Source organism: Terrirubrum flagellatum (assembly GCF_022059845.1).
In the GTDB taxonomy this organism is placed as follows: Bacteria; Pseudomonadota; Alphaproteobacteria; order Rhizobiales; family Beijerinckiaceae; genus Terrirubrum; species Terrirubrum flagellatum.
In genome coordinates this window covers 2,456,160-2,470,054 of record NZ_CP091851.1, presented here as the reverse complement: position 1 = coordinate 2,470,054, position 13,895 = coordinate 2,456,160, and the positions used below count along the sequence as shown (strand labels likewise).

General features: G+C 61.2%; 13 protein-coding genes and 1 pseudogene. 11 read left to right on the top strand and 3 right to left on the bottom strand.

What is annotated here, in order from left to right; all coding sequences use genetic code 11:
• Window positions 1-3 precede the first annotated feature (3 nt).
• Window positions 4-792: an ABC transporter permease gene (locus L8F45_RS11970; RefSeq protein WP_342363097.1), complete on the bottom strand. Its 789-nt coding sequence runs from the start codon at window positions 790-792 to the stop codon at window positions 4-6.
• Window positions 793-964: 172 nt separating this feature from the next.
• Complete coding sequence (locus L8F45_RS11965) at window positions 965-1,936, bottom strand: ABC transporter substrate-binding protein (RefSeq protein ID WP_342363096.1); 972 nt, start codon at window positions 1,934-1,936, stop codon at window positions 965-967.
• Window positions 1,937-2,442: 506 nt separating this feature from the next.
• On the opposite strand from L8F45_RS11965, the gene L8F45_RS11960 reads away from it, so the two are divergent.
• Window positions 2,443-3,009, top strand: a complete 567-nt coding sequence (locus tag L8F45_RS11960) for an OsmC family protein (RefSeq protein ID WP_342363095.1) — start codon at window positions 2,443-2,445, stop codon at window positions 3,007-3,009.
• Window positions 3,010-3,030: 21 nt separating this feature from the next.
• Here the strand turns inward: L8F45_RS11960 and L8F45_RS11955 are convergent, their stop codons facing one another.
• Window positions 3,031-3,525 (bottom strand): cupin domain-containing protein, encoded by a 495-nt coding sequence (locus tag L8F45_RS11955; protein WP_342363094.1) that lies wholly within the window; start codon window positions 3,523-3,525, stop codon window positions 3,031-3,033.
• 419 nt (window positions 3,526-3,944) lie between these two features.
• On the opposite strand from L8F45_RS11955, the gene msuE reads away from it, so the two are divergent.
• The 10 genes and pseudogenes from msuE to L8F45_RS11910 all read left to right on the top strand — a co-directional run bounded on the left by msuE (window position 3,945) and on the right by L8F45_RS11910 (window position 13,444).
• Window positions 3,945-4,505, top strand: coding sequence for an FMN reductase (msuE, locus tag L8F45_RS11950; protein ID WP_342363093.1), 561 nt, complete (start codon window positions 3,945-3,947; stop codon window positions 4,503-4,505).
• Window positions 4,506-4,512: 7 nt separating this feature from the next.
• Window positions 4,513-5,652, top strand: a complete 1,140-nt coding sequence (locus tag L8F45_RS11945) for an acyl-CoA dehydrogenase family protein (RefSeq protein ID WP_342363092.1) — start codon at window positions 4,513-4,515, stop codon at window positions 5,650-5,652.
• Window positions 5,653-5,665: 13 nt separating this feature from the next.
• The gene (locus L8F45_RS11940) at window positions 5,666-6,754 is read left to right on the top strand and encodes an LLM class flavin-dependent oxidoreductase (protein WP_342363091.1); all 1,089 of its coding nucleotides are present in this window, start codon (window positions 5,666-5,668) and stop codon (window positions 6,752-6,754) included.
• A 53-nt stretch (window positions 6,755-6,807) separates the two neighbouring features.
• The gene (locus tag L8F45_RS11935) at window positions 6,808-7,860 is read left to right on the top strand and encodes an ABC transporter substrate-binding protein (RefSeq protein WP_342363090.1); all 1,053 of its coding nucleotides are present in this window, start codon (window positions 6,808-6,810) and stop codon (window positions 7,858-7,860) included.
• A gap of 11 nt (window positions 7,861-7,871) precedes the next feature.
• A complete protein-coding gene (locus tag L8F45_RS11930; RefSeq protein WP_342363089.1) occupies window positions 7,872-8,900 on the top strand; it encodes an ABC transporter permease in 1,029 nt (342 codons plus the stop codon).
• Between the two features lie 23 nt (window positions 8,901-8,923).
• Entirely contained in the window at window positions 8,924-9,697 is a 774-nt protein-coding gene (locus L8F45_RS11925) for an ABC transporter ATP-binding protein (RefSeq protein ID WP_342363424.1), read from the top strand.
• 28 nt (window positions 9,698-9,725) lie between these two features.
• Complete coding sequence (locus tag L8F45_RS11920) at window positions 9,726-10,244, top strand: YcnI family copper-binding membrane protein (RefSeq protein WP_342363088.1); 519 nt, start codon at window positions 9,726-9,728, stop codon at window positions 10,242-10,244.
• Window positions 10,139-10,546: pseudogene (locus L8F45_RS30840) on the top strand (copper resistance protein CopC); the annotation flags it as partial. The gene L8F45_RS11920 and the pseudogene L8F45_RS30840, both read left to right, overlap by 106 nt.
• A 141-nt stretch (window positions 10,547-10,687) precedes the next feature.
• The gene (locus L8F45_RS11915) at window positions 10,688-11,860 is read left to right on the top strand and encodes a copper resistance D family protein (protein WP_342363087.1); all 1,173 of its coding nucleotides are present in this window, start codon (window positions 10,688-10,690) and stop codon (window positions 11,858-11,860) included.
• Between the two features lie 213 nt (window positions 11,861-12,073).
• Window positions 12,074-13,444 carry an FAD/NAD(P)-binding protein gene (locus L8F45_RS11910; RefSeq protein ID WP_342363086.1) on the top strand — a complete coding sequence of 457 codons (1,371 nt, stop codon included), beginning with the start codon at window positions 12,074-12,076 and terminating at the stop codon, window positions 13,442-13,444.
• Window positions 13,445-13,895: the final 451 nt, after the last annotated feature.

The following is a 13,895-nucleotide window of genomic DNA, read 5'->3' as shown; positions in this document are numbered from 1 at the left end:
GCGTCAGGCTCCGGAGAAGGCCGGCCGCCAGGAGAGAAGCAGCTTTTCAAGCATCCGCACGATGAAGTCGACGCCGAGACCGAGGAGAGCGTAGACCGCAAGACATACGACGATCACGTCCGTCTGGAAGAATTCACGCGCATTGTTCATGAGATAGCCGATGCCGGCTGTGGCGTTCACTTGCTCGCCGAAGACCAACGCAAGCCAGGCTACGGCGAGCGAATAGCGCAGGCCGACAAGCGCGCCCGGCGAAGCTCCAGGCAGGATCACATGGCGGATCAAGCCGAGGCGGGAGAGGCCAAGCGTGCGCGCGGCGTCGATCAGGCTTTCGTCCACGTTGCGGATTCCGGCATAGACGTTGAGATAAAGCGGAAACGCAGTCGCCAGCGCGATCAGCGCAATCTTCGGTTGTTCGCCAATGCCGAACCAGATGATGAGAAGCGGAATGAGCGCGATATTGGGAATCGTGCGCAGCATCTGCATCGTAGAGTCGATCATGTCCTCGCCAAGTCGGGAAAGTCCGGCGATCACGGCGAGCGTGATGCCAATGATTCCGCCGATGGAAAGGCCCAACGCCACCCGGCGAAGGGAGGCGAGCATCGCGCTCTGCAACTCGCCGCTCGACCATAGCTCCGCAGCGCTCGTCAGCACGGTCGCGGGGCTGGCAAGCACCTCACGGGGCAACAGGCCAGTGATCGACAGGACGTGCCATACCGCTACAAATAGCAGCGGCCCCATGGCGCGGCGAAGCGGTCGCGGCAGGCCGAGCTTCCGTCCGGCGTCCGGCGTCACCCTTTCGAATGCAATTGGTTCTCTGAAAGGCCCTGGCTTCGGCGCGGCGCGAAACGCTTCCCGTTGAGGCAAGGGCGGTTCGACGCCGTGGGCTGCAAACGCGCTCAAGTCAGCAATTGTCATCGTGCTTGCGTCGCCGCCCCAGGTGGACTCGCGAAGTGCTCCGTCCATGTCAGGCGCCGATCGCCAAGCCGCGATAGAGATAGGCGCCGAAGTCAATGTCGCCATTGAGGACGCCGACCGACTTCCAGGTGTCGAAGGTCAGCTTCAGTCGTGCGGCGAAAGCGTCATCGATCGGCAAACGGCGATAGGATGCGTCATCGTCATAGACGTCGTTGGCGATCGCATCGTCCTGCTTCGCGAAGGATTTGTACCAGGCGATGTGCTCCGCGCGTTTCTCTCGCGTCCAGCGATAGCTGCGTTCGATGCGGTCGGAATAATCGGCGATCGCCGCGATCTTGCCGGGATCGTGCGCCGCGGCCTGCGTCGCGCTGAAGACGAATAGCCCGGAATTGACGCCGGCGCCGTCAGACAGGACGCGCGCGCCCAACGTGCTGCGAATGCGGGCCGCATAAACGCCCCATGTCGCCCAGGCGTCGATGCTTCCGGCCGCGAACGCTGCGCCTGCGTCGACAGGATTGAGGAAGGCAAGTTTTACATCTTCTTCGCGCAGCCCCGCCTTCTTAAGTTCGCCAACGACGAGATAATGCGCGACACTGCCGCGCGTTGTCGGCGAGATCGTCTTGCCCTTGAGATCGGCGACCGTCTTCGCCGGACTGTTCTTCGGCACGAGCAGCGAGGTGCCTTTGCCGCCGTTGCCCCAGGCGGACACAACCACAATTTTCGATCCGCCGGCGATCGCGCTGACCGTCGGAGAATCATTGGCGGCTCCGACATCAATGGCGTCGGCTTTCAACGCCTCGTGCAGATGCACCGCCGCGGGATAGACGGACCATTCGATCTTGTAGGGAACGTCATCGAGCAAGCCCGCCGCCTTGAGCTTGCTGTGATGCTGCCCGACCTGATCGCCGATCCTCAAAGTCACTTTGGCGAGATCAAGCGACGCGGCGCGAAGAATATTTGGCGCGGATATCGTCAGTGCGCCTGCCGCCAATCCAAACGCGCGACGTGTAAGCTTCGGCAAGGCGATATTCCCGGGAGAGTGCGAAACGTCGTCGATCGCGAGCCGAGCTGCGACCGGACGCGTGACTGTTTGCGTTCCTTTCTAAATTTCCGGTGGAGGCGATTGAAGTCAACGAGAATGATTTGCCTGAAAAATCGTATTGCCGAGATGATGTGTCTTTCCACGCCTGCGAGATGAACACAATATTTTCTCGTCAAAATTTGAATCTCCTCTGGGGCGAGCGCACGCTGCGAAAATTCTGAATTGGCGTATAAGCGCGCCGTTCTTTTCTCGCAACAGTTCCCGATATTCAGCGCCCTTTCGTTCGAGCTCGAACATCGTGGACGACCGTTGTGCAGCGCCGGCGAAGGTTATATCCGCCGCGAAGCGCATAATATGGAAATTCGCCTCTTTTGCCCTCCGCCCGCGAAGCGACGCTTCTTATTTGAGCAATGAAGCGCCAACGGGGTTTACGGCGTCTCAATCGCGCTCAATTCTCCCCTGCGCGAATGTTGAAGAGGAAGCCCATGTCGAATCTGATCGAATATCTCACTCAGAAGCGCGCAGCTCTCGCCGCGCGAAAGAAATCGATCGAAGATGGATCGCTTGGAGCGCAGCCTCTGGGCGCGCGCGTTGTCGCCGAAGGGAGAAGCGGCGTTCGACGCATCAGGATCAGGGACTTCCAGGTTATCACGGACAGTCCGCCGGACTTCGCCGGTTATGATCTGGGGCCGAGTTCCCCGGAACTGCAGCTCGGCGTGCTCGGATCATGCCTCAACCACTCATTTCTTATTCAGGCGGCGGCGCATGGCGTCGCAATCCACAGCCTCGAGGTGGAAGTCAGCGGGCAAATCGATCCCCGCGCGGGATCGCCTGGCTTTGAAGGAGTTCCGGTCTATCCGCACGACATTGCATACACGGTCAAAATCGTCAGCGATGCGGGCGAGGCTGAAATTCAGAAGCTGAGGGATGCTGTCGATCGCGCCTGCCCGATCCTGAACCTGCTGCGGGCGCCGCAGACAATCAAAGGCGCGGTCTCTCTGCAGAAGCCTCGAAAACAAGGGGCTTCCACGGCCGGCGCCAAGGCCGCTTGATACGGCTTTGGTCCAGTTGGTTCAATCAGGCTGTTCCGACCGCTTGTGAATGGGATCGATCCAGTAGACAGCCTCCGGCTTTTCCACGGGGTCGACATCCGTGATGTTGACGACGACCGCCTCATTGTCGGAACGAACGAGAACGCATTCAAGGATCTCGTCAGGCTTGGCGTTGATCTCCTGGTGGGGGACGTAAGGCGGAACATAGATGAAGTCGCCGGGGTCCGCCTCGGCGACATATTCGAGGCGATCTCCCCAGCGCAGACGGGCGCGCCCGCGCACGACATAGATGACGCTTTCCAGGGCGCCGTGATGGTGGACGCCGGTCTTGGCGTCGGGCTCGATCGCCACCGTTCCAGCCCAGATTTTCTGCGCGCCGACTCGCGCGTGATTGATGGCGGCCTGCCGGAACATCCCTGGCGTCTGAGCCGTATTGGGATCGAGCTGATCCCCTTTGATGACTCGCACGCCGTCATGTTTCCAGCGAGGCGCCGTGTGTTCGTGATCGTGAGACATCTCGAGATCCATTTTTCAACTTCTGACTGCGTTAGCATATCGGGGCCCTCTTCGTCATGCCGTTATGAGCGCGGCGCCAATCTCTATCCTGCATCGTCCGGCGGCCAGCAGTTAAATGAGAAGAAGATTTTCGGTGATCGCCGAGTCGGAGATCGTTACGGTCAAAACGCTGTGCGCGTCTGAAATAGCCTTCTTCATGGCGCTTTTTCTCAGGCGAGCTGCAAGCGCAAGCCGAAATCGGTTTCCGATAATTTGCGTAATAAGCGCAAAAACCTCTCTGTAGACGGCATTATTTGAAATCTGATTTGATTGACCGGGCGAAAGCGTCTGCGCCAATCTGTAGCGGCGTTGGCGTCAGCGGCGCCACTCGGGCGGCGACAAGGCGTCTTCGAGCTATCTCTTTGTTCCAGGAATAACACATGGCGAATGGACGAGTTATCGGCTTTTCGGGAGGCGTTTCTCGTCCCTCAAAAACGCGGCTTCTGGTCGAGACGGCTGTCAACGAAGTCTCGGCGCGGCTCGATATTGGGTCGTCGATCTATGAGATCGAGGATTTTGGCGCGTCGCTCGGATTGGCGCGGCGCGCAGAGGATCTCGAGCCGCGCGGGCGCGCGGTGTTGCGCGAGATATTGGATGCGGATGTTCTGGTTGTCGGCACGCCGACTTACAAGGGCAGCTATAGCGGCCTCTTCAAGCATGTTTTCGATCTCATTGATCCCTTGGCGTTGACGGGAAAGCCTGTGATCCTGACCGCCACCGGCGGAAGCGAGCGCCACGCGCTCATCGTCGAGCATCAACTACGCCCGCTATTCGGGTTCTTCGCGGCCCATAGCGCGCCGACGGGAATATTCGCCGTCGATCGGGATTTTGATGGCGGCCGACTCATCTCAGAGCAAGCGCTGACGCGAATTCGGCAAAGCGTTAGCGAGATTGAACATCTGGCGTCGAAGCCGAGCGTCCGACTCCTCGCGGCGGAGTGAGTTCGCGGTGAACCGCCCACTCGATCTTCTCGAGACAGCCGAGCTCGTCGCGGCCGAATTCGCGGTGGAAGCCGTTGCACTCGATCGCGCCGGCGTGTTTCCATCGGCGAATTTCCGGCGTCTGCACGAGGCGGGACTTCTTGTGATCACCGCGCCACGCGCGCTTGGCGGGCGCGAGGCTTCGATCGCCGAGGCGGGCGCGGTGATCGGCGCTATCGCGAAGGCGGAGCCGTCGACCGCTCTCATCCTTGCAATGCAATATATCCAGTTGGCGACGCTGCCGAAGGGACGGGCGCCGCTTCAGCTCGTGCAGAAGATCGTGGGATCGGCAGTGCGGGAAGGCGCATTGATTAATGCGTTCCGTGTCGAACCTGATCTTGGAACGCCACTGCGCGGAGGCCTGCCGGCCACTGTCGCCGAGAAAACCAGTAATGGCTGGCGAGTGTCGGGGCGCAAAATCTACTCAACCGGAGCTGCGGGCGTCACATGGGCCGTGGTGTGGGCGCGAACCAACGAGATTGCGCCGCGCGTCGGCGGCTTTGTCGTGCCGATGGATTCGCCCGGCGTCACGATCGAGCGAACATGGGATCAGCTCGGCATGCGCGCGACGGCGAGCGACGATGTGATCTTCGATCGTGTCGAGATTCCGGAAAATCATGAACTTGATGTCCGGCAACCTGGAGACTGGGGCTCGCCGGATGAGCGTCAGGCCTCACTGCACGCGGTCTTTATTCCCTCGCTCTATGACGGCGTGGCGCGGGCGGCGCGCGACTGGCTCATCGGTTTCCTCAAAGCCAGGCGGCCGAGCAATCTCGGCGATGCGCTCGCGAGCGTGCCGAGAATCCAGCAGGCTGTCGGCGAGATCGAGGAACTTCTTGCGGTGAATCGCCGCTTGCTGCGTTCGGCCGCCGAAGATGCGGACGCCGGACGTCATCTGTCGGCGTCGGAGGGCGGTCTGCTGAAGCTGACGGTCACGGAAAACGCGATCACGGTGGTCGAAAAGGCGCTGAAGCTTACCGGCAATCACGGGATCAGCCGCGCCAACCCGCTGGAGCGGCACTACCGCGACGTTCTGTGCGCGCGCATTCACTCGCCGCAGGAAGACTCGGTCCGGTCCTTGGCTGGACGCATCGCGCTCGGAATCTAGGAAAGGCGACAACATGGCGATCGAATTCATCGGCTTCGTTGGTAATTTCAAAGCTTCGGAGACTGTCGCGCGGTCGGGCCCCGTCATCGACAGGACCTATATCGAGACGCTTGCGAAGGTGCAGGAATATGGCGGTTTCGACCGCGTGTTGCTCGCATTCCATTCGAGTTCGCCGGAGAGCATTCTGGTGGCCCAGCATGTGGCCTCGATTACTCAGCGGCTGAAGCTGATGATCGCGCATCGCCCCGGCTTCACCGCGCCAACCGTCGCCGCGCGACAATTCGCGACGCTTGACCATCTCTCCGGCGGCAGGGTGGGCGTCCATATTATCACGGGCGGCGATGACAATGAGCTTGCGCAGGATGGCGATCATCTGACAAAGGATGAGCGCTACGCCCGCACCAGCGAATATCTCGATATTGTTCGTCGCGAATGGAGCAGCGCCGAGCCGTTCGATTATGACGGCGCCTATTATAAAGTCCGCCGCGCCTTCTCGGAGGTGAAGCCGGTCGGCGAGGGCGGCATTCCCATCTATTTTGGCGGAGCATCTGACGCCGCGATCGCGGTCGCCGGCAAGCATGCGGACATTTATGCGTTGTGGGGCGAGACCTACGCGCAGGTGCGTGAACTGACCGCGCGCGTGACGGCGGCTGCGGCTCCTCACGGACGTTCGCCACGTTTCAGCGTGTCGCTGAGGCCGATTCTCGCGGACACCGAAGAAGCGGCCTGGGCGAAAGCGGATCGCATTCTCGCGCAGGCGAAGGCCCGGATCGAGTCATCCGGTTTCGCGCGTCGCGATCAGGGCCCTCCGAACGAGGGGTCGCGGCGGCTCCTCGCTGCGGCGGCGCAGGGAGCGCGCCTCGACAAACGACTCTGGACCGGACTGGCCGCGCTTACGGGAGCGAAAGGCAACTCGACATCTCTCGTCGGAACTCCGGACCAGGTCGCGGATGCGATCCTCGATTACTACGACCTTGGCGTTTCAACGATCCTGATCCGCGGCTTCGATCCCGCGCCGGATGCGCTTCAATATGGGCAGGAGCTCATTCCGCGCGTGCGCGCGCTGGTTGCCGAGGGTGACAACCGCCGCGCGGCGGCGTGATTTCCCCAGCTCAATCGACAATAGCGGGAGCGCTGCTCCCATGGAGACGAACGATGATTGATTCTCGACATGCATTGGAGAGCGTCGGCGCTTCTTCGACGACGCGTCGGTCGGTATTGCGTGGCGTTGCGGCGGCCGGTCTCGCGCTGCCCGCCGCCGCGGTCGGGGCAAGCAAGATCGCAAGCGCGCAGTCGGCCGTGGGCAGTCTGACCAAGATAAAATTCGCGACCAACTCTGTGGCGCCGTGCCTTTCCCCCGTTTATCTCGCGAAGGAGAAGGGCCTTTACGAGAAATATGGTTTGGATGTCGAACTGATCGATTTCGGCGGTCCGACCGAAAATCTGCTGGAAGCTCTGGCGACTGGCAAAGCCGATGGCGGCGTCGGCATGGCGTTGCGGTGGCTGAAGGCGCTCGAGGCGGGATTCGACGTGAAAATCACTTCGGGTTCGCATGGCGGATGCACGCGGCTCGTGGCGCTGGAGAAAACGAACGTAAAGTCGCTCGCCGACCTCAAGGGAAAGACCATCGGCATCACCGATCTCAACAGTCCGGGAAAGCACTTCTTCTCGATCCTGTTCCACAAGGAGGGCATCGATCCCGTCAGGGAGGTCGAATGGCGGCAATATCCCATTGCGGCATTGCCGATCGCAGCGGAGAAGGGCGAAGTTCACGCGGTCGCTGACGGCGATCCCAACGCCTATCTCTGGCTGCAGAAGGGCGGCTGGACGCAGATCGCGTCAAATCTCGATCATGGCTTCGAGCATCGCGTGTGCTGCATCGTCGGCCTGCGGGGCAGCCTGATCAGGAATGATCCGAAGATCGCAGGCGCGCTCACCCGGGCCATCCTGGAGGCACATGATTGGACAGTCGCCAAGCCGCGGGATTCGGCGGAGTCTTTCAGCAAATTCGCGCCCAAAGGCGTGACGTTGCAGGACATCGTGGGAATGCTGAACGGACAGACTCACAACCACCGTCCGGTTGGCGCCGACTTGAAGAAAGAGCTCGCGCTCTATGCGAGCGAGTTGAAGAGCGTTCAGGTGTTCAAACAATCGACTGACTCGGCGCAGTTCGCCGAGAAGGTCTACGCCGACGTCTTCGCGGTCTGACGGAGGGCCGTGTGACCGCGATCAGCACACTGGACGGCCGCGCGATCGATGACGATCGCGCGGGATTTTCTCGCGCGAGATGGGCGGCCGCGAAGCCGCGCATGTGGGGCGTCGGTTTGGCGGCCGCCGCTGCCTGGATCATCGTGGGAACGATCGCTCTTTTCTGGCGAGAGACGATTCCACTCCCTTACGGTGAAGCATTGGCGACTCTATGTGGATTGATCGCTCTGCTGCTGATTGCGACGACATTTTTCGGGGACGGCTTCGGCGCGTTCGGCCGCAAGGCGCGAGACGCCGGTCCCTGGGCGCTGGCCCTGGCGCTGTTCGTTGCAGCATGGGAGATCGTCACCGCGAAGACAGGCTATCTGCCGCTGCCTTTCTTTCCTTCACCGCAAGCGCTTCTTGAAGTCTATGCGGAAGACTGGCCGCGCCTTCTCGACAGCGTCAGGGCGTCCGGCTGGCTTTTGGTTCGCGGCTTCGCGTTCGGCGCGACAGCGGGCTTTGCAATTGGCCTCGCGATGGGATGGTGGAAGCGCGCGGGATACTGGATTCATCCGGCGCTGCGGCTGATAGGACCTGTACCCGCAACCGCGTGGCTGCCGATCATTTTCTTTGTCTTCCCATCGAGCGCGAGCGCCAGCGTCTTCGTGATCGCGCTTGCAAGCTCGTTTCCCATCGCCGTGCTCACCTGGTCCGGAATCGCGGGCGTCAATCGGGATTATTACGACATCGCGCGCACGCTCGGCGCCACCGAGCGCTTCCTGATTTTCAAGGTCGCGATTCCAGCGGCTTTGCCGCATGTTTTCGTCGGCCTCTTTATGGGACTCGGATCGTCCTTCGCCGTTCTCGTCGTCGCCGAAATGCTGGGCGTGAAGTCAGGACTTGGTTGGTATCTGAGTTGGGCGCAAGGGTGGGGCGCCTACGGCAATCTCTATGCCGCCCTGCTCGTGATGGCTCTCGCCTGCTCGACGCTTATCACCATTCTTTTCCGCCTGCGCGACCGCTTGCTGTCGTGGCAGAAAGGCATGGTGCGGTGGTGAGCGCGGGTTTGAATCTCAAGGAAATGCAGGGGTCGTCAGCGTCGGGTTATCGCGTCGAAATTCGTGACGTCTCCCACCGCTTCGAGCTCGAAGGCAAACCACTTCCAGTGCTCGACCAGGTCGATTTCACCGTTGAACCGGGATCTTTCACCGCCCTGATCGGGCCGTCCGGTTGCGGCAAGTCGACGCTGCTGCGTTTGCTTGCCGGGCTCGATGTTCCGACAGAGGGACGGACGCTCGCCGATGGCGAACCCATTGGGAAGCCTGACCCGTCACGAATTCTTGTGTTCCAGGATCCGACGCTTTTCCCTTGGCGAACCGTGCGCGCGAACGTCGCTCTGGGGCCGGAAGCTCGTGGAGCGGCAAAGGAGCAGCGCCAACGGATAGACGACATTCTGAAGGTCGTTGGGCTCGACGGATTCAGCTCCGCCTTTCCGCATCAGCTCTCAGGCGGCATGGCGCAACGGGTGTCGCTTGCCCGCGCGCTGGTCAATGATCCCCGGTTGCTGCTGCTGGACGAACCGCTCGGCAAGCTCGACTCGCTGACGCGTCTCGCAATGCAGGAAGAACTCGTCAGTCTCTGGCGTCGCGCCGGACTGACGGCCATCCTGGTGACGCACGATGTCGAGGAAGCGCTTTTCCTTAGCGAGCGCGTGCTCGTCTTTGGGCCGCGGCCCGCACGCATCGTCGCCGATATCGCTGTTGATCTCCCTTATCCGCGCCACCGCGGCGACCCGCGCCTTGCCGGGCTGCGTCGCGAGGCGCTGGCCCATCTTGGCCTGGCGACCAGCTGGTGACGACCGCTTTCATCACGAAGGACAAATCATGCTCCGTTCCCTGAGTTGGGCAGGTTCTCTTGCCGCGCTCATCACCGCTGTCGGCCCGCTCCAAGCCCATGTGACGCTCGAGAACAAGGAGGCTGCGGCCGGCGCTTCCTTCCGACTGGTGCTGCGCGTTCCGCATGGCTGCGCCGGAGCCGCCACAACGAGAATTCGCGTCCAGATCCCGAAGGCGTTCGCCTCCGCAAAGCCGCAGCCGAAGCCGGGCTGGACATACGAAGTTATCGCCCAAAAGGCTGTCGAACACACTGGCAGCGCCGGGCACGACCACGGTTCTGCGCCGCAGGAGATTTCCTGGTCTGGACGCCTTGAAGACGGAGCCTACGACGAGTTTGCGCTTTGGGTGTCCATCGCGAAAAATCAGGCGGCTGGCCCCGTCTATGTGCCGATCGTGCAGGAATGCGACGGCGCAACCGAACGCTGGATCGAGATTCCGGGACAGGGAGCAAGGCCGGGCGATCTCAAATCGCCGGCGCCGTCATTCAAGTTGCTCGCGCCTACGTGACGCCGATCCGCCGGCTGGCGCGCGCTGTCGCTTCCTGCTGTCTGATAACTTTCCTTGTTACGCTCGCGCCGCAGGCCGCTGTCGCGCATGCGGCCCTGATCGCGTCTGATCCATCGGATGACGTCGTATTGTCGTCCGCGCCGGCGAATATCCGCCTGACATTCAATGAAGCGGTGACGGTGACAGTTGCGCGTCTGCTCGTTCCGAACGGGCGAGGCTTCAATCTCGCAGTCAGCGCTCAGCAGGGCGATTCATATTCTTTCCGCGCTCCCCCCGATCTTGGCGAAGGGACGCATGTTCTGTCATGGCGCGTTGTCTCCGATGACGGGCACCCCGTCGGCGGAGCGGTGGTGTTTTCGATCGGACACTCAACGGCGGCGCCTCCGCGGGAGGCGGAATCGTCGATGTTCGCGCGAATATGCTTGTGGTGGTCGCGTTTTCTTATGACCGTTGGAGCAGCTTTCGGCGTCGGCGGCGTCGCATTTGCGTTGCTGATCGCGAAAGCGGATCCGCTACCGCGCGCGTCCGAGCGCCTCATCCGGGGCGCGTTCATTTGTGGCGGGTTGGGCGCGATTGCATCGATCGGGCTACAAGGCCTGGATCTGCACGGAGCGCCGCTGGAGCAAATCACCAATGCCGGGACGTGGCGCTCGGGCTTGTTCGCGACCGGGTTCGGTTTCATGGCGGTGACGGCGCTCCTGTCGTTTGCGCTCGCCGCCATCGCGCGTCGCGCCAGTCGAGAAGCGGTTGCGCGATCGTTGGCAATCTGCGCGCTAGCGCTTGTCGGGGTCGCTTTCGCCTCGACCGGGCATGCGGCTACGGCGTCGCCTCAGTTGCTGACTCGCCCTACCGTCTTCCTGCATGCGGTCGCGGTCGTGTTCTGGATCGGTTCGCTGCCGCCGCTTGCGATGCTCGCGCGCACGCGCGGTTCGGCGCTCGCAAGACCACTGCAGCGATTTTCTGATGCGATCCCGTTTGCGCTGGTTGCAGTGTTCGCGTCCGGGCTGGCGCTTGCGATTGTTCAGCTTGGCTCTGTCGAAGCTCTCTGGCGCACGGAATATGGCCTGGTGCTAGGCGTGAAGCTTGGGCTGCTTCTGGCGATCCTCTGTCTTGCGCTGGCGAACAGAGTGGTATTCGCGCCGCATGTCCAGGCGGATATCGACCATACGCGGCGGCTTGCGCGAAGCATCATGGCGGAAACCGTGCTCGCGCTTGGCGTGCTCGGAGTCGTCGGCTTGTGGCGTTTCACGCCGCCGCCGCGGTCAGCGTCAGGCAGTGAACGGACGCTGGAGGCTGCCTCAGTTTGGATCAGTGAAGGCGATTTCTCGGGACGATTAACCGCCAGGCCGCCGAAAGCTGGCATGGTGTCAGTGACGATTGATCAGCTGCAATGGCGGAACTCGAAATTTCAGCCGCTGGCTCTCTCGTTCACCTTGGAAAAGCCGTCATTCGGGTTGGGTCCCTTCACCAAAGATGCAACACGGGCGATGAATGGAGAATTCTCGCCCGCACCTTTTTACCTGCCCATGGACGGCTTCTGGATCGTCCGCGTCGACGTTCTCGTGTCCGACTTTCAGAAAGTGTCAGCGACGGAAATCATCTCGCTGAGACCATGATCGGCGTTGCACGATCGGATGAAATCCGAATCTTCGCAACCACGCTCTGGCAGGAGCGTCGCACTCCCGGAATGAACGCGCCTGTCCATCCCGGCTTCTGACGGGAGCGCCGTGCTATCGACCATCCATGTCGCCGGATCACTTGCAGCCCTTTTTCGACCGACGCCGAGACTGCTATCGTCACGCACCGCCACAACCGGGAGGAGACGGCGCATGGCGAATTCCGGTGGCAAACATGTGATCATTGTCGGAGGCGGCGCGAGCGGGACGTTGATGGCGTGTCATTTGCTCCGCGATCACCGCGATGAATTTGTCGTCACCCTCGTCGAGCGCCGTGCGCAAGTTGGGCCTGGAATCGCCTATTCGACGGTGAATCCCGAGCATCTGCTCAATGTCCGCGCTGGGAATATGAGCGCATACGCGGATGATCAAGACCATTTCTGGCGTTGGCTTTCCGAGCAAGCCGATCGCAGATCGCTTTGTCCGGATCCGCACTGCTTTGTCCAGCGGCGACTGTACGGCGAATACATGACCAGTCTTCTCGATGCGCACAGCAGGGAAGGCGATCGATTAAATATCGTTCGTGGAGAATGCCTCTCCGTCACGGAAAAGCCGAACGGAGTCGCGGTCGCTATGGCCGATGGCTCGACCCATATCGGCTCTTTCGCGGTGCTTGCGACTGGCAATGACGCTTACGGCGACTTTGACAAGGAAAGTTACGCCTCACCCTGGCTGGAGGCGACCGGAAGCGCCGGATCGGATTCGGATCAGCCGATCCTGGTGCTTGGAACAGGATTGACGATGGTGGATTACGTTCTGTCCGCTGTTGGAGCGGGTTATGGCGGGCGTATTGTCGCTTTATCCCGGCGCGGACTGCTTCCCCGGGTGCACAAGCCCGCCGAGATCGCTCGTATCAGCAAGGACGAAGTTCCATTTGGAAAGCCGCCGGGGCACTTCTGCCGCTGGCTGCGGAAACGCATCACGGATCACACTTTGGAAGGCGGGGACTGGCGCGGCGTCATCGACGGTTTGCGCCCATATACGCAGGAGATCTGGCGCACCTTTTCTCAAGCCGCGAGACGTCGCTTTCTTGAGCATGCGCGCTCCTGGTGGGATGTGCACCGACATCGAATGGCGCCCGAGATTGCGAGCAGCCTCCAGGCGATGCTCGGAATGCGGCGGCTGCGTATCGTCGCGGCGAAGATCACGGAGGTAGCGCATCTCCAGAGCGGTTATCGTGTCTCCTATCAAAGGCGAGGCGGGGGCGCCGTGGAGAGCGATACATTCTGGAAGATCGTCGATTGCCGCGGCCTGGTGACCGATCCGTCAAGATCGTCCAATCCGGTCATCCGTTCATTGCTGAGCAGCGGCGCAGCGCGCCCTGATCCGCTCCGCATAGGAATCTCCGTGAGCGCCGATTGCGCGATCGAGAGCGCGTCCGGCGCGCCCTCCAGGCGCATTTTTGCGATCGGCCCCCTGACGCGCGCTGCGCTCTGGGAGTGCATAGCCATTCCTGATATTCGCATGCAATGCGGAGATCTGGCCCGCCATCTCAGATATCATCCGCTCTCGGCCGTCGCCTGACGAGGTGGAGTAGCCGCGAGCGGAAAGCCAAGCAGAGTCCACGAGCAGATCCTCCGGCAGGAGATGCTCAAGATGGTTTAACTTTGCTGCTGTTTGCTCGCTCGCAGTGAGCTTTCCAAGCCGCTTGCCAGTTTGAGAATATGGATGTTGGCGTCTCTCAGGTTGGCAAAATCGGCATAAGGCAAACTGGGTCGATGTATCGACTTTGATACAGGTCCTCGAATTTCGGTGACTGGAAGCCGAGGGTTTGTATCAGTTGGCCGGAACTTGACGATCAGCGGATGACGGGCATTTATGGCGCTTACGAGCGTCCGACAAAGGGGCCGCTCGGTGGCTGAAACAGGCGATCGACGTCGGTAGCCGGTGAAATCTCAAAAATAATTTTTCGGCGAATTTCTCTTTAAAATCAAAAGCGCAACTCTTTGACGATCTTCACGCCGGAGTTTTCCCG